This window comes from Xylanibacter ruminicola, assembly GCF_900107775.1.
Classification (GTDB): domain Bacteria; phylum Bacteroidota; class Bacteroidia; order Bacteroidales; family Bacteroidaceae; genus Prevotella; species Prevotella ruminicola_C.
Genome location: NZ_FNRF01000002.1, coordinates 23825 through 45015, shown reverse-complemented (window position 1 = coordinate 45015; position 21191 = coordinate 23825). Strand labels below are relative to the sequence as shown.

Here is a 21191-nt window from a genome sequence, read left to right as displayed (position 1 = left end):
GTGGGGCTTTCAAAGAGTTCCACCTCTTTTCACAAAAACACTAAATGACAATGAAAGCAAAGCAACTAACTATCTTACTAATGTGGCTCACTACTGCATGCGGCGCGAGTGCAGCTACAACCGACGAACAAACACTCATCAACGAGTGGAAGGACTCTGTACGTACCGTGTTTGCCGATGCCTACCGCAATAAGGTGCTGGTAAACGACAGCCTCACCATGAAACTGCATTGGAGTATCTATGGCCCCAAGCCTGCCGATGGCTACGCCCTCTACATCTCGCTGCATGGCGGTGGCGGCGCCCCTGCCGAATTGAACGATCAGCAATGGGAGAACCAGAAGCGACTGTATCGCCCTCAGGGTGCCGTTTATCTCAGTCCGCGTGCCATCACCAATACATGGGATCTTCATTTCCGTCCCGAGGACGACACGTTCTACCGTCAGATTATCATGATGATGCAGGCCTACTGCGATGTAAATCCCAACAAGGTTTACATCATGGGTTACTCGGCTGGTGGCGATGGCGTGTGGCGCCTTGGTCCACGCATGGCCGACCATTGGGCAGCCGCCTCGATGATGGCTGGTCACCCAGGCGATGTGTCGCTCCTGAATCTGCGTAACACCCCATTCATGATCTGGTGCGGACAGCTTGATGATGCCTACGATCGTGTGTACCGCTGCCAGGACCGTATCGCCGAGATGGACTCGCTGCACGCAGCTGATCCCGAGGGCTACATCCACGAAGGACATATCGTAGAAGGCAAGGGCCACTGGATGGATCGTGTTGATACCGTGGCTGTTAGCTGGATGGCCCAGTATCAGCGTAACCCCTACCCTAAGCGCGTGGTATGGCATCAGGCCGATGTGGTTACCCCATACTTCTACTGGCTATCAGCTCCCGCCAACGAGCTGGCGCGCGGAAAAGAGGTACGCGCCCAAATAGATGGCAACACCATTACCATCACCCGTTGCGACTATTCGCAGCTCACACTCTCGTTGTGCCAGGAGATGGTGGATCTTAAAAAGCCCGTTACCGTTATGTATCAGGGCCGCAAGCTGTTCAAGGGCAAGGTAAAACCCCAGCCCGGCACCCTGCGCCGCACCCTTTACCAGCGTAACGATCCGGCTTACATGTTCCCCGCCCAGATTACGGTTAAAACGTCGAAATAAAGGTATAATATAGTTATTTAAGTAATCGTAACCAAAACGTAGCCTGTAATATTTGCAGGCTATTTTCTTTTTGCGTATCTTTGCCACCGAAATCATTAAAATACAAAACTATGACATTAGAGATTGTTTTACAACTTTTAGGCTCGCTCGCACTACTTATTTATGGCATGAAGACCATGAGCGACGCCCTACAGAAAATGGCAGGATCAGGATTACGACATATTCTTGGCCGAATGACCACAAACCGATTTACCGGCATGCTTACTGGCACATTTGTTACCTGCGCCGTACAGTCGTCGTCGGCCACTACGGTCATGACGGTATCGTTCGTGAGTGCCGGACTGCTCACGCTGGCACAAGCCATCTCGGTTATCATGGGTGCCAATATCGGTACCACACTCACGGCTTGGATCATGTCGCTGGGTTATAATCTCAACCTGAGCGTAGTGGTGTTCCCCGCCTTCCTGGTGGGCATGGTGCTCATCTATAAAAAGCGCCACCGCTATGCAGGCGAATTCCTTTTCGGATTGGCCTTTCTGTTCTGGTCGCTCGTTATGCTGAGCGGCGCTGGTAAGGCTATGGACCTGCAGCACAATGCCCAGGTGGTAAGCTTCTTTTCATCGTTCGATACCAGCAGCTATCTCACCATTTTTATCTTCCTGATTGCAGGCACACTCATCACCTGTATCGTACAGTCGTCGGCAGCCGTCATGGCCATCACCATCCTACTCTGCTCTACCGGTGTACTGCCTATCTATATGGGTATAGCCCTGGTGATGGGCGAAAACATCGGCACCACGGCTACGGCCAATCTGGCAGCACTCGGAGCAGGCATCGAGGCCCGACGCGCAGCATTAGCCCACCTGCTGTTTAATATGTTCGGTGTGGTGTGGGTGCTGATAGTTTTCTACCCGTTCGTAGATCTGGTGTGCAGCATCGTTGGCTACAATCCTGCGACAGGCTCACAAACAGCGCTTCTGCCAGTGGTACTGGCCCTGTTCCATACATGTTTCAATGTGCTTAATACCGCTCTGCTCATCGGTTTCATCCCCCAGATGGAGCGCGTCGTGTGCCGTTTGCTGCCCGACCGCCAGCTTACCAAGCCCAACGCCACTCTGCACTTTATCGATGGCGGCGTAATGGCAACACCCGAAATATCCGTCATGCAGGCACAAAAAGAGATTATCCATTTTGCCGAGCGCATGCAACGCATGTTTGGTATGACGCGCACGCTTACCGACGAGAAGGATAAGAAAGAGTTTGAGCGCCAGTACGAACGTATCGAACGCTACGAAACCATTGCCGATAATATGGAGATAGAGATTGCCACCTATCTTGAGCAGGTAAGTAACGATCACCTTTCCGATGCCACCAAGGATAAGATACGTATGATGTTCCGTCAGATAGGCGAGCTCGAATCAATAGGCGATGCCTGTTTTAAGATGGCCCGAACCATCAAGAATCTGCGCGAAAACCGCGAGGATTTCACACCTGCCCAGTATGCGCGTTTGCGCGATATGCAGCATCTGGTAAACGAGGCCCTGACACAGATGATGGTTGTATTGAATGGTCGCCGCGAAAACCTCACCATCGATGCCTCGCGGGATATCGAGACCGACATCAACACCATGCGCGACAGCATCAAGGCACAAACCCTTAGCGATGTCAACAGCCATGCCTATAGTTACACGCTGGGTACAATATATACCGACATTGTGACCGACTGCGAAAAGCTGGGCGATTACGTGATGAATGTGGTTGAGGCACGTTTGGGCAAACGCTATCAGAACTATAACGGTTTGAAGATGAATGTAGATCGCCGAACCGTAACTATCGATGGCCAGCCCATCAGTCTTACCCGTACCGAGTTCGACCTGCTGTACCAGTTGCTCGCCCACCGCAACCACGTGCTCAGCCGCCAGCAACTCATGGACACGGTATGGGCCGATGTCATCGTAACCGAACGTACGGTTAACGTGCACGTCACCCGCCTGCGCAAAAAGTTAGGCCTCTACGCCCAGAACATCGTCAGCCGCCAAGGCCTCGGCTATGTGTTCGAGGGATAGCAATAATGACCTATAAAGCAAATTCAGTGTATTTGCATATCAAATTCAGTGTATTTGATGAACAAATTCAGTGTATTTGATGAACAAATTCAGTGAATTTGTTTTGCAATTTCAGTGAATTTATAGTTAAATAATTTGGAATCGGCTTAAAAATGTATTATCTTTGCAGCAAAAACGAATTATGGCCATACAGTACAGACTATTACAGAACAAAATCAAAGGTAGTAAAAACTACGGTAAGTATTACGCTCACACTGTAAAACAGGGTGTTATCTCATTGGAAGACATCGAAGAGATGATTGAGGAAAATTGTACAGCAAAAGCCTCTGACGTGAGGCTCGTGCTACGTGAACTGTTTGACACCGTGAAGTTTTACATGCAGAACGTCTATACCGTAGACCTGAAAGAGATGGGCAAGCTATCGATCTCAGTAAAGAGTGTATGCGTAGATGATCCCAAGGAATTTAGGCGCGATCGTCACATTACAGGTTTTAAATGTAACTACACACCTGAAGGAAAACGCTATAGCGCCTATGGTCCAGAAAAGAATGGGCATATACATCGCAGCATCTTGGATGGATGTGAAGCCATCGAAACACAATACTATAATACAACATCAAAAGATAAATAATATCCGGGAGACAAAACAAAAAAGTTTTGCCTCTTTTTTTTGTGTATTGATGATGTTTTCTCGAAAAAAACATGTAATTTTGTAGCCGAAATTATTTCAATAGCTAATTAATTATCAACGTAAATATCACAATGAAACAAATACTGATGTGTGTGCTTGCTGCCAGCCTATCGACAGCTGTGGTAGCGCAGGAGAAATTCGAACTGGGTAAACCAAACAATAGCAACTACCGCTATCTGGATGATTTTCAGGCACTAAAGAATTATATCAACTACGAGAAATACCCCAACTTTAAACTGGGTATAGGTACTACCGTGAACGATTATTTTAACAACACCACATTCAGGAATATGGTAAACAAGAACTTTACCGAAACCGTGGCGGGCAACGCCATGAAGATGGGCAGTTGCGTGGACGGCAGCGGCAACATGAACTTTTATAACGTGAAACGTTACGTAAAGGCAGCCACCGAAGCAGGCCTGCACGTTTACGGCCACACCCTGGCCTGGCACTCGCAGCAGCCCAACGCCTGGTTGCGCAGTTTGGTAAACGGTAAGAGCCAGCAGGAGCGCCACGATACCCTGGTATATGCCATGGACAAGTGGATAAAGGGTATGATGGAGGCCTGCGAAGGCAAGGTAAAGGCATGGGACCTGGTGAACGAGGCTATCGCTGGCGATGGTAACGACGGCGAAGGCAACTATGTGCTGCAGCACTCATCGGGCTACAAGAGCGGCACATGGGATGTGGGTGGCGACAGCTTTTACTGGCAGGACCATCTGGGCGATCTGGACTACGTGCGCCAGGCCTGCCGACTGGCCCGCAAGTACGGACCCAAGGACGTGAAGCTATTTATCAACGACTACAACCTGGAGAGCGACTGGGACGGCAACAAAAAGGTAAAGAGCCTGGTAAACTGGATTAAGAAATGGGAGGCCGACGGCGAAACCCACATAGATGGCATAGGCACCCAGATGCACATCTGCTGCTTTGAGGACGACAACACCCTGAACAGCATTAAGCAGCACATCACCACCATGTTCGAGGTGATGGCAGCCAGCGGCAAGCTGTGCCGCATCAGCGAGATGGACATGGGCTATGTGCGCGGCACCAACAACCGATGGGGCAACAAAATTAAAACAGCACAGCTTACCGAGGCCGAGCACCAGAAGATGGCCGACTTTTACGAGTGGATTATCAAGGAGTACCTGCGCGTGATACCTGCCGAACAGCAATGGGGCATCTGCCAGTGGTGCCCAACCGATGTACCCGACGCGCAATACATGTGGCGTAGAGGCGAGCCCGTGGGCATCTGGGATATCAACTACTATCGCAAGCATGCCTATGCCGGTTTTGTTCGCGGACTGGGCGGGCAGGTTACCAACAGCATCGGCACCCCTAATACCGATGCCACCACCGCTACCCCAAAGGGCATCTACACCCTTGACGGCACACGTCTTTCAACCAAAACCATCCACGAGCTGCCACACGGCATCTACATCGTAGATGGCAAGAAGTTGGTACGCTAAACAAATTGCGCCAAATCAAAATAATCAATTATTGCTACGTAAATATTTGCGTAGTTCGCAAAAAAGTAGTACCTTTGCACCCGCAAAACAAGCAATAGGTATTAATTTTTAAAAGCACTATTTGATTTATGCGAAATGAATGGCGTGGTTTTAAAGGAACCAAGTGGACCGAAGAGGTCAATCTAAGAGACTTTATTCAGAACAACTACACAGCTTACGAGGGCGACGAGAGCTTCCTTGCTGAGCCTACAGATGCCACAAACGTATTGTGGGGCCGTCTGCAGGAGCTGCAGAAGGAGGAGCGTGCCAAGGGCGGTGTGCTCGACATGGAGACAGAGATTGTTTCGAGCATGACAGCTTATGGCCCTGGCTACATCGACGAGAGTAAGAAGGATCTGGAGAAGGTAGTTGGTCTGCAGACCGATAAACCCCTGAAGCGCGCCTTCATGCCTTTTGGCGGCATCAAGATGGCTGAGCAGGCTTGCACCAACTACGGTTATAAGCCATCAGAGAAGCTGCACGAGATTTTCACAAAGTATTGCAAAACCCACAACGACGGCGTATTTGATGCTTACACCGAGGAGATGAAGCACGTACGTCACAACCACATCCTGACCGGTCTGCCCGATACTTATGGCCGTGGCCGTATCGTAGGCGACTACCGTCGCGTGGCTCTGTATGGTATCGACTTTATCATTGCCGAGAAGGAGGCCGACAAGCGCAACTGCGGTGCCGGTGTGATGAGCGACGACGTCATCCGTCAGCGTGAGGAAATCTCAATGCAGATCAAGGCCCTGAAGGAGATGAAGGCTATGGCTCAGATTTATGGCTTCGACATCTCGCAGCCTGCTAACAACGCTCGCGAGGCTGTACAGTGGCTGTACTTCGGCTACCTGGCTGCCATCAAGACTCAGAACGGTGCTGCCATGTCGGTAGGTCGCGTATCTACATTCCTGGATATCTACATCCAGCGTGATATGCAGGAGGGAACCCTGACCGAGAGCGAGGCTCAGGAGCTCATCGACCACCTGGTAATGAAATTCCGCATGGTTAAGTTTGCTCGTATCCCATCATACAACGAGCTGTTCTCGGGCGACCCCGTTTGGGCTACTCTCGAGGTAGGTGGTATGGGTATGGACGGACGCCACATGGTGACCAAGAACGACTACCGTTTCCTGCACACCCTGGAGAACATGGGTCCTTCGCCCGAGCCAAACCTCACCGTACTTTACTCGCCACGCCTGACCGAGAACTTCAAGAAGTACGCTGCTATGATCTCGGTTAAGACCAGCTCGATCCAGTACGAGAACGACGAGGTGATGCGTCCTGTATGGGGCGACGATTATAGCATCTGCTGCTGTGTAAGTGCTACACAGACTGGTAAGGAGATGCAGTTCTTCGGAGCACGTGCCAACCTGGCTAAGTGTTTCCTGTATGCATGTAACGGTGGTGTCGACGCCAAGACCCGCGAGCAGGTTGCTCCTGGTTTCCGCCCCATCAAGGACGAGTACCTGACATGGGAGGAGCTGGCTCCACGCTTCGACCAGGCTATGGACTGGCTGGCTGGTGTATATGTAAACACCCTGAACCTCATCCACTACATGCACGATAAGTACTTCTACGAGGCTGCCGAGATGGCCCTGATTGATACCAACGTACGTCGTACATTCGCTACCGGTATCGCAGGTTTCTCACACGTTGTCGACTCTATCTCTGCTGTTAAGTATGCAAAGGTAAAAATGATTCGCGATGAGGAGGGATTCAACGTTGACTATGTAGCCGAGGGCGACTTCCCACGCTACGGTAACGACGACGACCGCGCCGACGAGATTGCTGTATGGCTGCTGAAGACCTTCGTTAAGAAGATTCGCAAGCACGCTACCTATCGTAACGCTACCCCAACCTGCTCTATCCTCACCATCACCTCGAACGTGGTTTATGGTAAGTACACAGGTAACCTGCCCGATGGCCGTCGTGCTGGTACTCCTCTGTCGCCAGGTGCTAACCCAAGCTATGGTGCCGAGAAGAACGGCCTGCTGGCATCGCTCAACTCAGTAGCTAAGCTGCCTTACGAGTATGCCCTCGACGGTATCTCTAACACTCAGACCATCAGCCCCAACACCCTGGGTCAGAACGACGAGGAGCGTGCTAACACGCTGGTTCGCGTAATGGACGGTTACTTCAGCCGTGGTGCTCACCACCTGAATGTGAACGTGTTTGGTGTAGATAAGCTGCGCGATGCTATGGAGCATCCCGAGAAGCCCGAGTACGCTAACTTCACCATCCGTGTATCGGGTTACGCTGTGAAGTTCATCGACCTGACTCGCGAGCAGCAGGAGGATGTAATTGCACGTCAATCTCACGAGAGTCTGTAATGAGTAGTACAGGCTATATACACTCTACCGAATCCTTTGGCTCTGTTGATGGGCCAGGGATTCGGTTTCTGATTTTCATGCAGGGTTGCCGCATGCGCTGTCGCTACTGCCACAATCCCGACACATGGAAACTGGGCTCGGATGCCTGTGGTACCACAGCTACCGTAGATGAGCTGCTCGACAAGGCCGAGCGCTACCGCAGCTACTGGGGCCCCGATGGCGGTATTACCGTGAGCGGTGGCGAGGCGCTGCTGCAGATTGATTTCCTGATCGACCTGTTTGAGGAGGCACATCGACGCGGCATCAACACCTGTCTCGACACGTCTGCCCAGCCTTTTACCCGCGAGGAGCCTTTCTTTGGTAAGTTCGAGCGCCTGATGCAGAGTACCGACCTGGTGCTGCTCGACATCAAGCATATCGACAGCGAGAAGCATCGCTGGCTCACAGGTCACAGCAACGAGCACATCCTGGATTGCGCCCGCTATCTGTCGGACATCAACAAGCCCGTGTGGATTCGTCACGTGCTGGTGCCCGGCATCACCACCGACGAGGCCCAGCTCACACAGCTGCGCCACTTCATCGACACGCTGCAGAATGTGCAGAAGGTAGAGGTTCTGCCCTACCACACCTTGGGCACCTTCAAGTGGGAACAATTAGGCATAGATTACACCTTAAAGGATGTAGCTCCGCCCACCGCCGAGCAAATAGCCCGCGCCAAGGAAATCCTCGGCGCCAAGTAAAAAAAAGTGCAGCGCCATCAAGGTTGCTGCACTTATTTTATTGTGAATTCTTATCTTATCAAAACCTTGATATGGGAACCACTTCTATGGTGTAGCCGGCTTTCTCTATGGTGCGCTCTTCGTCGCGGGTGACAATGGTGAGATGGCTGCACTTCAGTTCACCAGCGCATTCCACGATGCTGTCAATCTCGCGCTTCTCCGTTTTAGAACTGCTCATATCATAGCACACTTGCACCAGGCGCTCTATCTTTGCGCCTTTGCGTAGCACAAAGTCTACCTCCTTGTCGTTGCGCGAACGATAATAGAACATGGTCTTATCGGTATCATATCCGCGACGTATAAGTTCTACAAAAACCTGATTTTCAAGCAAACGACCAAGATTCTCACTCACGGCAAAAGCCTTGGCGGCCACAAATCCATTATCCACCACATAGACCTTCCGTGGGGCCTTCTTCATCAGTTTCAGTTTGCTGTTGTAGCGCGACAGATAGTAGAATAAATATGGTTCGTGCAGATAGTCCATGTATTTCTTGGTAGTGCTAACACTCGATAATCCCAATTCTTCTGAGAGGTTGTTGGCACTCAGCGGATTGCAGAAGTTGGAAACCAAATACATGGCAAGGTTATTAAGGTCGGTGATGTTCCGTACATTGTGTCGCTTTGCCACATCCTTCCAAATGATAGAATCGAATAAGGTGTCGAGGTAACTGCGCACTAATGAGCGCGAAGCTACCACTTCCGGATAACCACCATTTTGCATATAGTCGTCTGTCAGAGCGTTCGCCTCTGCTTGCTGTTCCGGCTGCATTACATTGAGATTGAGTTTGTGCCAATCGAAAAACTCTTCCATACTGAAGGGTAGCATCTCTATTTGGAGATATTTTCCCGTAAGCACCGTTGCCATTTCGCTCGATAGCATCTTGGCGTTGCTACCTGTTATGACCAGATTCTTACCCATCCTGTAGAGTTCGCTCACCCATAAGTCCCAAGCGTCGAGATTCTGTACTTCATCGAGTAGCAGATACTCATAGCCAGGATAGACATCATCAAGCATTCGCATCACAAGATTAGCATCCCAGGCATCCAGGAGCGGCTGATTATCGAAATTCAGATAGGCAAAGTTCTTATTACGCAGCATCAGCAAGGCCTGAGTTGACTTGCCTACACGACGCGGACCTGTAATCAACTTTATAAGCTGACTGTTCAGTAGCACGTTTTCATCCTGATTAGTTCTACGTGTAAGATAAGGGCGCGACAGCAACTCGTCACGTTCTTTTCGTTGGTTCAGAATAATTGTCTTCATCATCTCAATATTATATTTCGGGTGCAAATATATGGTATTTTCTTCAATTTTGCAAGTGTATTGGATAAAAAACGTACTATTTTATCCAATACAGCGGTTGAAATGCATAAAAAAGTGCAGTAACACGAAGTTGCTGCACCTTTTATTTATGATTTGCGGGGGATAACGGATTATCCGCCGAAGTTATCGTACATAATGCTCTCGGGATCTACGCCGAGCGAGTCGAGCATAGATACCACGGCCTTCGACATAGGGCCAGGACCGCACATGTAGTACTCGATATCCTCGGGAGCCTCGTGGTCCTTCAGATAGGTGTTCAGCATTACCTGATGTACAAAGCCTGGAGTGTACTTTACGCCAGCTGCATCGGCTGCTGGGTCTGGACGGTCGAGTGCCAGGTGGAAATGGAAGTTGGGGTACTCCTTCTCCAATCCCAGGAAGTCGTCGAGATAGAACACCTCGTTCAGCGCACGTGCACCATAGAAATAGTGCATCTCGCGATCGGTAGTGTGCAACGTCTTGGTCATGTGCATGATCTGAGCACGCAGAGGAGCCATACCGGCACCACCACCAACCCAAATCATCTCCTTCTTCGAGTCGAAGTGTGGGTGGAAGTCGCCATAAGGGCCACTCATGATGACCTTGTCGCCAGGTTTCAGCGAGAAGATGTAACTTGATGCGATACCAGGATTTACATCCATGAAGCCCGAACGGTCGGCCTTGAATGGAGGTGTAGCGATACGTACGGTAAGCATGAATACATCACCCTCGGCAGGATAGTTGGCCATTGAGTAAGCACGGATGGTGTCCTCGGGGTTCTTACACTTAAGTGGGAACAAACCGAACTTCTCCCATGCAGGCAGATACTCGTCGCCAATCAGGCTCTTGTCGAAGTCCTTATCGTAGTCGATGCAATCAAACTTAGGAATACGGATCTGAGCGTAAGAACCAGGCAGGAAGTCCATGTGAGCGCCAGCAGGCAGCTGCACCTTGAACTCCTTGATGAAGGTAGCCACGTTCTTGTTAGAGATAACGGTACACTCGTACTCCTTAACACCCAGAATCGACTCATCTACGTGAATCTTCAGGTCGCCCTTAACCTTACATTGGCAACCCAGGCGCCAATGGTCCTTAATCTGCTTACGAGTGAAGTGAGGCTTCTCTGAGTCGAGAATCTCGCCACCACCCTCGAGTACCTGAACCTTACACTGGCCGCAGCTGGCCTTACCACCACAAGCCGAAGGCAGGAAAATGCCATTCTCGTTGAGGGTAGCCATCAGGTTGTTGCCCTGTGGTACGTTCAGCACCTTATCTCCGTTAACTGTAATATTCACATTACCGCTGGGGCTGAGATACTTCTTAGCCACCAACAGGATAATCACCAGCAGGATGATTACCGCGAGGAAAACCCCTATACTATATGCTATAAACTGAGCCATATCTTTTTAATTTTTACATTTTTAAATTCTTAAATTTTATATGTTCAGTCCTGAGAAACACATCATAGCCATAGCCATGAGGCCCACGGTGATAAACACGATGCCGAGGCCCTGCAGAGGCTTGGGCACATCGCTATACTGCATCTTCTCGCGGATGGCACCCATAGCCACGATGGCCAGCGCCCAACCGAGACCAGAGCCGAAGCCATAAACGATGGCATCCCAAACGCTGGTAATGGCCTGCGAGTTAGAGGGGTCCATCAGGATGCGCTGCTGCATGAACAGCGAAGCACCCATGATAGCGCAGTTTACGGCAATCAGAGGCAGGAAGATACCCAGCGCTGCATAAAGCGATGGAGAGTACTTCTCAACAGTCATCTCAACCAACTGCACCATACCGGCAATAACGGCGATGAAGAGGATGAACGACAGGTAGCTGAGATCAACACCCTCAACCAGACAGTCGGGACCCAGCACCTTGGTCTGCAACAGATAGTTAACAGGAACGGTAACGGTAAGCACGAAGGTTACAGCGAGACCGAGTCCTAACGAAGTCTTCACAGTCTTCGACACAGCCAGATAAGAGCACATGCCGAGGAAGAAAGCGAAGATCATATTGTCGACAAAGATCGACCTGAATAGTAATGATATTGCGTGTTCCATATCTTATTTCTCCTTATAAAAGTAAGCACGATGAACCCAAATCACACATCCCACGAGAATCAGCGCCATAGCAGGCATCGTCATCATACCATTATTAACGTAACCGAAGTCGTAGCAGGCATCAGGCACAATCTGGAAGCCCAGCAGACTGCCGCGGCCCAGCAACTCACGAACGGCACCAACAATCACCAGAATCATAGCGTAGCCCAGACCGTTACCTACACCATCGAGGAACGAAGGCCAAGGCTTGTTCTGCATGGCAAACGCCTCGAGGCGACCCATCAGGATACAGTTAGTAATGATCAATCCTACATATACACTCAGCTGAACGCTCACATCGTAAGCGAAAGCCTTCAGAATCTGGCTAACGATAGTTACCAGCGCAGCCACAACCACCAGCTGAACCACAATACGGATGCGGTTAGGGATAGTGTTGCGGATGATTGAGATAATTACGTTTGAGAATGCGGTAATCACAGTAACGGCGAGTCCCATTACGATGGCAGGCTTAAGCTGCGATGTAACAGCCAAGGCCGAGCAGATACCCAGCACCTGTCCAAGGATAGGATGATCGACGTTCAACGGGTTTGTAAAAACCTCCTTATTTTGTTTACTGAATAATGCCATAATCTTACTCCTCCTCTGCATTTGGTTTAACATTCTTCAGACCGTCCTTCAGCATGGCGTCAACACCATTCGAAGTCAGGGTGGCACCTGTTACACAGTCGACCTGAGTAGCGGGGTTCTCAACCTTCTTCACAACTGAGAGAACAACGTTGCCCTGCTCGTCCCAGATCTGCTTGCCGATAAACTTCTCCTGCCAAGCCTGAGAGTCCTTGATTTCGGCACCCAGACCAGCGGTCTCACCTTCGTGGTTGAAGTAGGCACCATAAACCTTACCCTCTTCGTCGATAGCAAGATAGCCACTGATACCACCCCAAAGGCCCATGCCCTTCAGGCTTACTACCTTAACAGCCTTACCGTCAATCTCACAAGCGTAGGTTTTCTGTCCGTCCTGCTCCTGCTCGTCCTTCACCACCTCGGCATACTTTGCCTCGGCCTCGGCACCATCCAGATTACGGATGTTGAGCGAGTAGAGAATCTGCTTCTTCACATCAAGTGCTACGTTAGCATCCTGCATAGGCTTCAGAGCCTGATAGACAAATGCCAGCAGGAAGGCTACGATAACCACCATTACCGCGCTATATATAATAATGTACGCGTTAGAGTTTGTATTCAGTTTCATTTGCGACCTCCTCTCTTTAAACGGTTAGAGATATTGCGCTCCACAACGAAGTGGTCGATAGTAGGAGCAAACATGTTACCAAAGAAGATGGCGAGCATCATACCCTCAGGATAACCGGCATTCAGCACACGGATGATGATGGCCATAGCACCAATCAGGAATCCGTAGATGTACTGACCTGTGGTTGTGCGGCACGATGTAACAGGGTCGGTAGCCATAAACACAGCTCCGAATGCGAAACCACCCATTACCAGATGATGCCACCATGTCATGCCCTGACCAGTCTGCTCGAACAGTACGGCGAGTGCGATACCACCAACGAATACGCTGAGCATGGTGCGCCATGAGGCGATGCCTGTCCACAGCAGGATAGCAGCACCGATAGCGATAGCCACAAGCGATGTCTCACCGATTGAACCTGGGATGAAACCGAGGGCCATATCCAGGATTGACGAATCGGGAGTGATGTTCTGAGCCAGCTGACCGAGAGGTGTAGCAGCTGTGAATCCATCGGGCAGGTCGTTACCCAGACCGAAGATAGAGTTCTGAGCCACCCAAACGGTATCACCAGTCATCTTCGAAGGATAAGCGAAGAACAGGAACATACGTGCTGCAACAGCAGGGTTGAAAATGTTCATACCTGTACCACCGAAGATCTCCTTACAGAAGATAACTGAGAATGCGCAGGCCAGAGCCAGCATCCACAGAGGGCAGCCGATAGGAATAATCAATGGGATGATGATACCCGATACGAGGTAACCCTCCTGGATTTCCTCACCCTTCCATTGTGCCCAGGCAAACTCGATGCCCAGACCTACGATATAGCTAACCAGGATTTTTGGCAGAACGGCCAGGAAACCGTAAGCAAAAATCTCGCAGAAACTTGCGCTTGCCAATGTGCCGGCAGCAGCATAGTTCTGATAGCCGATGTTATACATACCAAACAGCATGGCAGGCATCAGGGCGATAACCACCATACTCATAATGCGCTTCGAGTCGATAGAGTCGTGAATATTCACGCCACCAGCCTTCGCTGTGTCGTTAGGCACATAAAGGAAGGTCTCAAAGCCGTCGAACACCGAGCGGAAGGCATGAAGCTTGCCACCCTCCTCAAAGTTCGGCTTGATCTTATTGAGATAATTTCTTAAAAAGCTCATATTATTATGCGTTTTCTTTACGTAAAATGTTCAGACCTTCACGCACGATGCGCTGCAACTCCAATTTAGAAGAATCTACGAACTCGGCAAGAGCAAAGTCCTCGGGAGCAACCTCGTAGATACCAAGAGCCTCCTGACGGTCGATATCGCCAGCGATGATGGCCTTGATCAGGTATTCGCCGTAGATGTCCATAGGCAGCACCTTGTCGTACTCGCCGCTCATAATCATGTGGCGCTCGCCACCCTTTACGCGGGCATCGAGAGCATATTTCTTCTTACCACACAGCCATGAGAAATAGCTGCGGTTGACAGAGAACTGCTTAAAGCGTGGCAGAATCCAACCCAGCATCTCGTCGGCATCGTTACCCTCGGGGATAACGGTAATCTCGCTGGTGTGAGCACCCAGGAAACCATCCTTGGTTGTTGGGCGGCCAGTAAGCACGTTACCATTAATAATACGTACGCTCTTCTGAGCATCGTAGCTGTTGCTCAACAGGGTTGAGAGCTCCTCGCCTACCAGCATATCCACGTGGGCAGGATTCTTAACCTCGCTACCACACAGGGCTACGGTACGGCGCAAATCAACCTTACCTGTATTAAACAAACGACCGATGAACAGTACTACCGATGGGTCGCCGATGGTCCAAACCACCTCGCCCTTGTTTACAGGAGCGATGTTGTTAACCTGTACGCCTACGTTACCTGCAGGACACTTTCCGTCGAATACATATACCTCGGCATTCTTGGTGTTCTCGAGTTTAGAACCAACTCCTACGCCCAAGACAACCTTAGCAATACGCGACAGGGCGTCGATACCAGTCTGGAAATCGTCCATCTGTCCTTCTACCTCGTACTCAAAATCGCAAGCCAGGGGCTTATCGCGCAGGGCAGAAACGAAAATTGCCCTCGGCTTCACACTAGGATTGGTGGAAACAGCGTAGGGCAACTGATTAATGTATCCGAAGATACCTGCCTCTAACAGCGCATTAATAACCTGCTCGTCTACAAGCTTGCTGACGTTCTTTTTGCCGAAGTCGGTAAACTCCTGCTGCTCGTCGGCATCAACTCTCACGCAGAGCACTTTTCTTCGTTCACCACGCACCACCTCGCGGACGGTTCCGCTAACAGGCGAGGCAAACTTTACCTCAGGATACTGCTTGTTAACAAACAAGGCATCCCCGGCCTTGACATGATCGCCCTCCTTGACAACAACCTTTGGAGTTACTCCCTCAAAATCGTCGGGTACAAGCGCAAACTTGCCGTTCGATTTCAGCTGGATTTTCTTCTCCTCGGCCTTGCCCTCAAGGGTAATGTCTAAGCCTTTGCGTAACTTAATCACATTTGCCATTTATATCAGAAATTTTATTGAATAGTGTCGTTGCGAGTGCAAAATTACATAAAAAAAGCCACATAATAACAAATAATGAGAAAAAAAAGCCCAAATCACAACAAAAAGTCGTAATTTTGCCTCGTGAAGTTACTCAAAAGATTCATTAGTTGGACAATTTGGGGTGTCATTCTACTTAATGTGGCACTCATGACCGTTTCATATATACCCCAGGCTCAGAACTACCTTGGCAGCAAGGTAGCCGATGCTATTGCCCATAAATTAGGCACCCAGGTAAGCATCGGTCGCGTTGATCTGGGACTGTTTAACCGTGTGATTATAGATGATGTGCGAATTAAGGACCAACAGCAGCAGGACATGTTGCGTGTAGGACGCCTGTCGGTACGCCTGGAACTGCTGCCGCTGCTGGATGGCAAGATTTCCATCTCGTCGGCCCAGCTGTTTGGCGCACATCTTTTATTATATAAGGAGAACAAGCGCAGCAAGACCAATTTTCAGTTCGTACTCGACTCGCTGGCGTCGAAAGACACCACCAGTCATACCCCACTCGACTTGCGTATCAACTCGCTCATCGTACGTCGCACCAGCGTTACCTACGACGAGAAATACAAGCCCGTTACCATCGGCGTGTTCAATCCCTCGCACCTGAAGATAAGCGACCTGAGCGCGCACATCAACCTGAAGGCGCTGACCGACGACTCGCTGAATCTGAATGTAAAACGCCTGGAGATGAAGGAGCGTTGCGGACTGGTGGTAAAGCGTTTGAAATTCCACTTGGCAGCCGGCAAGAAACAGTCGCAATTAGAGAATCTGCTGGTAGAACTTCCTCAGTCGCGCTTGCAGATCGACACGCTGAACGCCACCTATCTGATGACCGACAGCGGCTTACAGAAGGGCTCGTTAGACTATTATGGAAAGATTTCAAAGACAAGCATAACTCCCTCAGAACTAGGATGTTTTATCCCACAACTAAAGGGTTTATCAAGTCGCTTATCCATCGCCACCAGCTTTAATGGTACCGATAGTAAAGTAACATTTCCAAGTCTGCAGATATCGTCGGCAGGACACGAATTGGACATCAACGCCCATGGTTGGCTGGCCGACTGGCAGAAGCGCCCATCGTGGAGCGTACAGCTGAACAAACTGGCGGTTTCGGAGGGTTATCTGGCCATGCTTGCCAACGCCTTTCCACAGATACCTGAGGAGCTGACACGATTGGGTGGCGTACAGCTATCGGCCGAAAGCGAGCGCAACCAGCAAGGGGCTGGCAACCTGCAGGCCGATGTGCATACAGGCGCCGGCGATGCCAAGGTGGATATGAACCTGGCTGCCGACCTATCGTTTGCAGGTACGGTTGAAATAGCAGCCTTAAACCTGCAGCAGCTGCTGGTCAGCAACGATCTGGGCAAGCTAACCACTACCCTTGCCCTGAAGGGTCAGCTGCACGAGGGGCAGAAGCCCGACGTGAACGTGGAGGGCATAATCAGCGATTTCGACTACAAGGGCTACACCTATCATAACCTGGCGCTTAATGGCGGCTACAACCAAGGTGTGATAACAGGTAACTTTGATATTAACGACCCCAACCTGGAGGCGCAGATTACAGCAGAGCTGGCCGACCAGCACCTGAACGACAAGCCGCTTAACAGCATTAAGCTGCAGGCAAACATAGAGCGATACAACCCGCACGCCCTGCATCTGACCGACCAATGGGGAGGCGCCACGCTGAGTGGACAACTGGAGGCCAATCTGGCTGCCCGCAACCTGAACGATGCGCAAGGTAACATCCGACTGAGTAACTTCAACATCTCAGCTACCGAGCAGCATCCTGCCTACCGTCTGGATAATCTGAACATCACGACCGGACGCGAGGATGGTATCCACTTCCTTACCGTGAAGAGCGACTTTGCCGATGCAGAGTTGAAAGGCCAGTTCGACTTTAACACGCTGGCAGGATCGTTTGTAAACCTGCTGAAGAGCAAGCTGCCCACCCTACCCATTCTGCCTGCTACCACCACCAAGACCCACAATAACTTTGTGGTACGCCTGATGGTAAGCAAAAGCGACTGGCTGCGACGTGTATTCAACGTCGACCTGCAGCTGCGCCAGCCCGTAACCCTGCAAGCCCGCGTGAACGACTTTACCAACGAGCTATACTTGAACGGCGACATCCCATCGTTTGCCTATAACGGCTCATGGTATAGCGATGGCTATGTAAACATCTCGTCGCCAGCCGACACCATGCGTTGCAACCTGAACATCCGAAAGCTGATGGACAACGGCCAGCACCTGGATCTGGGACTCTCGGCCCACGCCGCCAACAACAATCTCACCACATCGCTCTACTGGGACAACCACAACGAGAGCGAGCACATGAGCGGCGAGCTGAACACCATCATGCAGCTGTATCACAACGTGGCAGGCAAGCAAGAGGCCCACCTGCGTGTAATGCCATCGCACATCATCCTGCGTGGCGAGGGTTGGGACGTTGAGCCATCAGATGTGCTGTATAGCGATAAGTTCCTGCTGGTAGACCACTTCTCCGTACACCACGGCGCCCAGCACATCATCGTGGATGGTATCGCCTCGAAGAACGCTACCGACTCGCTCACCGTGGATCTGCGCGAGGTTGAGGTGGGTTATATCCTCGACCTGGTTAACTTCCACAGCGTGGAGTTCAGCGGAAAGGCTACAGGTAAGGCACGCGCCTGGTCGCTCTTCGACGAGTTTAAGGCTAATGCCGACCTGACCGTAGATGAGTTTAAGTTTGAACGCGGACGCATGGGTGTGCTGCATGCCCTTGCCAACTGGAACCACGAGGCACAGCAGATTGACATACATGCGGTGGCCGACGACGGCCCCGATGCCCAGACACGTATCAACGGCTACGTATCGCCCGTACATAACACCATCGATCTTGGTATCGAGGCCGATGGCACCAGCATCGAGTTCATGCACAACTTTACCAAGAGTTTCCTCTCAAGCATTACCGGTCGTGGCGAGGGTCTGGCTCGTGTGGCTGGTACGCTCGACGACATCAACCTGACGGGTAAGCTGATTGTGGATGGCGAGGCTACCGTTACGCCGCTGAACACCACTTATAAGTTAGTACGCGACACAGTAGTAATGGTACCCAACGAGATTGAGTTGCGCCACATGCCTATCTACGATGCGTTAGGCAACAAGGCCATACTCTCGGGTGGCATACATCACCAGAGCTTGACAAACCTGAGTTTCGACCTGTTTGTAGAGACCGACAACCTGCTGGCTTACGACTTTAAGGACTTTACAAATCCCGATGGTAGCGAGTCAACCTTCTACGGCACCGTTTATGCAGGTGGAAACGTATCCATCAGCGGTCATGGCAACGATGTGATTATAGATTGTAACGTAACCCCACAGCCTGGTAGCGTGTTTGTATATAATGCCGCCAGTCCCGATGCCATCAGCAATCAGGAGTTTATTACATGGGAGCAGCCAACTAGAGAATCTGGTATTACTAGCCAATCTAGCATATCTAGCCCAACTAGCTCTAGGGCCGACGATACGGATATCTACATCAACTTCCAGATTAACGCCACGCCCAACGCCGCTCTCAAGCTGCTGATGGACGAAGGCACCAAGGATTACATCACCCTATATGGTAACGGCTCGATACGTGCATCGTTCCACAACAAGGGCTCGTTCAACATGTTTGGAACCTATACCGTTGATCACGGCACGTACGGTATCACCATCCAGAATATCATCAAGAAGAACTTTACGTTCAACCGGGGTGGTACCATCGTGTTTGGTGGCGATCCCTATCAGGCTGCACTCAACCTGCAGGCCGTTTATACGGTTAGCGGCGTGAGTCTGTCGGATCTGAACATCGGCAACTCGTTCAGCAGCAACACCATCCGTGTAAACTGCTTGATGAATATCGGCGGACAGCCCGCAGCTCCACAGGTTGACTTCGACCTGGAGATGCCAACGGTTAATGCCGACGAGCAGCAGATGGTACGCTCGGTCATAAACGGACAGCAGGAGATGAACCAGCAGGTGGTATATCTGTTGGCTATCGGCCGATTCTACAATCAGGGTGCCAACAACAGCACCAGCGCCACAGGCGAGCGAGCCGACCAGACATCGCTGGCCATGCAGAGTTTCCTGTCGGGTACGCTCTCGTCGCAGATCAACACGCTCATCAACCAGTTTATCAAGAACGACAACTGGAACTTTGGCGCCAACATATCTACAGGTAACGAGGGCTGGCATAATGCCGAATACGAGGGCATTATTAACGGACGCATGCTGAACAACCGTCTGCTGATTAACGGTCAGTTCGGTTATCGCGACAACGCTACACAGGCCAACCCATCGTTTATCGGCGACTTCGACGTGCAATACCTCCTCTACCCCAACGGCAACTTAGCCCTGAAGGTTTACAACCAGACTAACGATCGCTACTTCACCAAGTCGAGTCTTAACACCCAAGGCATCGGCCTTATCATGAAGAAGGACTTTAACGGCATCAGAGATTTATTCTCGTCGAAAAAGAGAAAGAAAAAGAAATAGGGAAGTTAGCGATAACTTCCCTATTACTTTACTTACTACCGATGTAGAGGAATACCATTCCAAGGAGCACAAGTGCCAGGTCGAAGGCTTTGGCCTTGAGGTTCTTCTCGTGGAAGAACATCGCACCAAACGTAAAGCTAACAATCACGCTACCACGACGAATCATCGATACGATAGAAATCATGGCCTCTGGCAACGACAGCGAATAGAAGTACATAAAGTCGGCGATGCTCAGGAACAGACTCACACCCACAATCGACCACGACCAATGGAACGGTGTAGTCTGCTCGTGCTTAGGCCACCACAGCAACCACAACATAGCACCCATCATAAAGCATTGGTAGATGTTATACCACGACTGCACCATCATACGGTCAAGCCCCACGCCACCATTCTCTACTGGTGCCATCAGGAACTTGTCGTACAGGCCGCTTACAGCACCCAGTATGGCAGCACCCACAATCATAAATATCCAGTTGTTGTGCTTAAAGTCGATACCCTCTTTCTTGCCGCTACGACTCAGCAGCAGGAACGAGGCGATGGCCAGCAGCACACCTATCCATTGCCAATGGTTCAGGCGCTCGCCAAACACCAACAGCGCACCCACCAGCACCATCACCGGACGTGTGGCGTTGATAGGTCCCACAATCGTAAGTGGCAGATGCTTCATGCCGAAATAGCCCAGAATCCAGCTCGACAGCACAATGAGCGACTTGAGCAGAATATACTTGTGCATATCCCAACCGCCTGCCGACACATGGAATATACTGCCATCAAGCACCTGGGTAGTACCACTCAGCACAATGAACGGCAGGAAAAACAAACTCGAAAACAACGTATTGAGAAACAGTACGGGAATAACCGCATTACCCTTCAGGGCCTGTTTCTTTAATGAATCATAGCAGCCCAACAAAGCTGCCGACATAAACGCCAATAATAACCACATAATCCGTTATCCTGAAAACTTC

The 21191-nt window shown here is 50.7% G+C and carries 15 protein-coding genes and 1 pseudogene; 8 read left to right on the top strand and 8 right to left on the bottom strand.

Features of this window, described 5'->3' with window-relative positions; genetic code table 11:
• The first annotated feature begins 50 nt into the window (after positions 1-50).
• The 7 genes and pseudogenes from BLU97_RS04300 to pflA all read left to right on the top strand — a co-directional run bounded on the left by BLU97_RS04300 (position 51) and on the right by pflA (position 8510).
• Positions 51-1169, top strand: a complete 1119-nt coding sequence (locus tag BLU97_RS04300; protein WP_254771658.1) for an alpha/beta hydrolase — start codon at positions 51-53, stop codon at positions 1167-1169.
• Between the two features lie 110 nt (positions 1170-1279).
• Positions 1280-2950 (top strand): annotated as a pseudogene (locus BLU97_RS04295) (Na/Pi cotransporter family protein); the annotation flags it as partial.
• Positions 2951-2974: 24 nt separating this feature from the next.
• Positions 2975-3235, top strand: a complete 261-nt coding sequence (locus tag BLU97_RS16170) for a winged helix-turn-helix domain-containing protein (protein WP_224083076.1) — start codon at positions 2975-2977, stop codon at positions 3233-3235.
• Between the two features lie 181 nt (positions 3236-3416).
• A complete protein-coding gene (locus BLU97_RS04290; protein ID WP_074760428.1) occupies positions 3417-3866 on the top strand; it encodes a hypothetical protein in 450 nt (149 codons plus the stop codon).
• Positions 3867-3997: 131 nt separating this feature from the next.
• Positions 3998-5395: an endo-1,4-beta-xylanase gene (locus BLU97_RS04285; RefSeq protein WP_074760427.1), complete on the top strand. Its 1398-nt coding sequence runs from the start codon at positions 3998-4000 to the stop codon at positions 5393-5395.
• A 128-nt stretch (positions 5396-5523) separates the two neighbouring features.
• The gene (pflB, locus tag BLU97_RS04280) at positions 5524-7770 is read left to right on the top strand and encodes a formate C-acetyltransferase (protein WP_074760426.1); all 2247 of its coding nucleotides are present in this window, start codon (positions 5524-5526) and stop codon (positions 7768-7770) included.
• Positions 7770-8510 (top strand): pyruvate formate-lyase-activating protein, encoded by a 741-nt coding sequence (gene pflA, locus BLU97_RS04275; protein ID WP_175456301.1) that lies wholly within the window; start codon positions 7770-7772, stop codon positions 8508-8510. Before pflB ends, pflA begins: the two co-directional genes overlap by 1 nt.
• Before the next feature lie 58 nt (positions 8511-8568).
• Here the strand turns inward: pflA and BLU97_RS04270 are convergent, their stop codons facing one another.
• The 7 genes from BLU97_RS04270 to BLU97_RS04240 form a co-directional block, all read right to left on the bottom strand.
• Positions 8569-9816, bottom strand: coding sequence for an ATP-binding protein (locus BLU97_RS04270; protein WP_254771657.1), 1248 nt, complete (start codon positions 9814-9816; stop codon positions 8569-8571).
• A gap of 167 nt (positions 9817-9983) precedes the next feature.
• The gene (gene nqrF, locus BLU97_RS04265; RefSeq protein ID WP_074760424.1) at positions 9984-11252 is read right to left on the bottom strand and encodes an NADH:ubiquinone reductase (Na(+)-transporting) subunit F; all 1269 of its coding nucleotides are present in this window, start codon (positions 11250-11252) and stop codon (positions 9984-9986) included.
• 36 nt (positions 11253-11288) lie between these two features.
• Positions 11289-11915 (bottom strand): NADH:ubiquinone reductase (Na(+)-transporting) subunit E, encoded by a 627-nt coding sequence (nqrE, locus tag BLU97_RS04260; RefSeq protein WP_013064075.1) that lies wholly within the window; start codon positions 11913-11915, stop codon positions 11289-11291.
• Between the two features lie 3 nt (positions 11916-11918).
• Positions 11919-12542: an NADH:ubiquinone reductase (Na(+)-transporting) subunit D gene (locus BLU97_RS04255; RefSeq protein ID WP_013065051.1), complete on the bottom strand. Its 624-nt coding sequence runs from the start codon at positions 12540-12542 to the stop codon at positions 11919-11921.
• Between the two features lie 4 nt (positions 12543-12546).
• On the bottom strand, positions 12547-13155 hold the full coding sequence (locus BLU97_RS04250; protein ID WP_074760926.1) for an FMN-binding protein: 609 nt from the start codon (positions 13153-13155) through the stop codon (positions 12547-12549).
• A 2-nt stretch (positions 13156-13157) separates the two neighbouring features.
• The gene (locus BLU97_RS04245; protein ID WP_033150053.1) at positions 13158-14318 is read right to left on the bottom strand and encodes an NADH:ubiquinone reductase (Na(+)-transporting) subunit B; all 1161 of its coding nucleotides are present in this window, start codon (positions 14316-14318) and stop codon (positions 13158-13160) included.
• 4 nt (positions 14319-14322) lie between these two features.
• Positions 14323-15666: a Na(+)-translocating NADH-quinone reductase subunit A gene (locus tag BLU97_RS04240; RefSeq protein WP_074760423.1), complete on the bottom strand. Its 1344-nt coding sequence runs from the start codon at positions 15664-15666 to the stop codon at positions 14323-14325.
• Between the two features lie 123 nt (positions 15667-15789).
• Between BLU97_RS04240 and BLU97_RS04235 the strand changes: the two genes are divergently transcribed.
• Positions 15790-20223, top strand: coding sequence for a translocation/assembly module TamB domain-containing protein (locus BLU97_RS04235; protein ID WP_175456300.1), 4434 nt, complete (start codon positions 15790-15792; stop codon positions 20221-20223).
• A gap of 28 nt (positions 20224-20251) precedes the next feature.
• Here BLU97_RS04235 and BLU97_RS04230 read toward each other — a convergent pair whose 3' ends face one another.
• Positions 20252-21169, bottom strand: coding sequence for a DMT family transporter (locus BLU97_RS04230; protein WP_028908323.1), 918 nt, complete (start codon positions 21167-21169; stop codon positions 20252-20254).
• Positions 21170-21191: the final 22 nt, after the last annotated feature.

Coding starts and splice junctions, on each gene's coding strand:
- pflA (WP_175456301.1), top strand. CDS start 7,770: ATGAGTAGTACAGGCTATATACACTCTACCGAATCCTTTGGCTCTGTT.
- BLU97_RS04240 (WP_074760423.1), bottom strand. CDS start 15,666: ATGGCAAATGTGATTAAGTTACGCAAAGGCTTAGACATTACCCTTGAG.
- nqrF (WP_074760424.1), bottom strand. CDS start 11,252: ATGGCTCAGTTTATAGCATATAGTATAGGGGTTTTCCTCGCGGTAATC.
- BLU97_RS04255 (WP_013065051.1), bottom strand. CDS start 12,542: ATGGCATTATTCAGTAAACAAAATAAGGAGGTTTTTACAAACCCGTTG.
- BLU97_RS04285 (WP_074760427.1), top strand. CDS start 3,998: ATGAAACAAATACTGATGTGTGTGCTTGCTGCCAGCCTATCGACAGCT.
- BLU97_RS04300 (WP_254771658.1), top strand. CDS start 51: ATGAAAGCAAAGCAACTAACTATCTTACTAATGTGGCTCACTACTGCA.
- BLU97_RS16170 (WP_224083076.1), top strand. CDS start 2,975: ATGAATGTAGATCGCCGAACCGTAACTATCGATGGCCAGCCCATCAGT.
- BLU97_RS04245 (WP_033150053.1), bottom strand. CDS start 14,318: ATGAGCTTTTTAAGAAATTATCTCAATAAGATCAAGCCGAACTTTGAG.
- BLU97_RS04290 (WP_074760428.1), top strand. CDS start 3,417: ATGGCCATACAGTACAGACTATTACAGAACAAAATCAAAGGTAGTAAA.
- BLU97_RS04270 (WP_254771657.1), bottom strand. CDS start 9,816: ATGATGAAGACAATTATTCTGAACCAACGAAAAGAACGTGACGAGTTG.
- pflB (WP_074760426.1), top strand. CDS start 5,524: ATGCGAAATGAATGGCGTGGTTTTAAAGGAACCAAGTGGACCGAAGAG.
- nqrE (WP_013064075.1), bottom strand. CDS start 11,915: ATGGAACACGCAATATCATTACTATTCAGGTCGATCTTTGTCGACAAT.
- BLU97_RS04230 (WP_028908323.1), bottom strand. CDS start 21,169: ATGTGGTTATTATTGGCGTTTATGTCGGCAGCTTTGTTGGGCTGCTAT.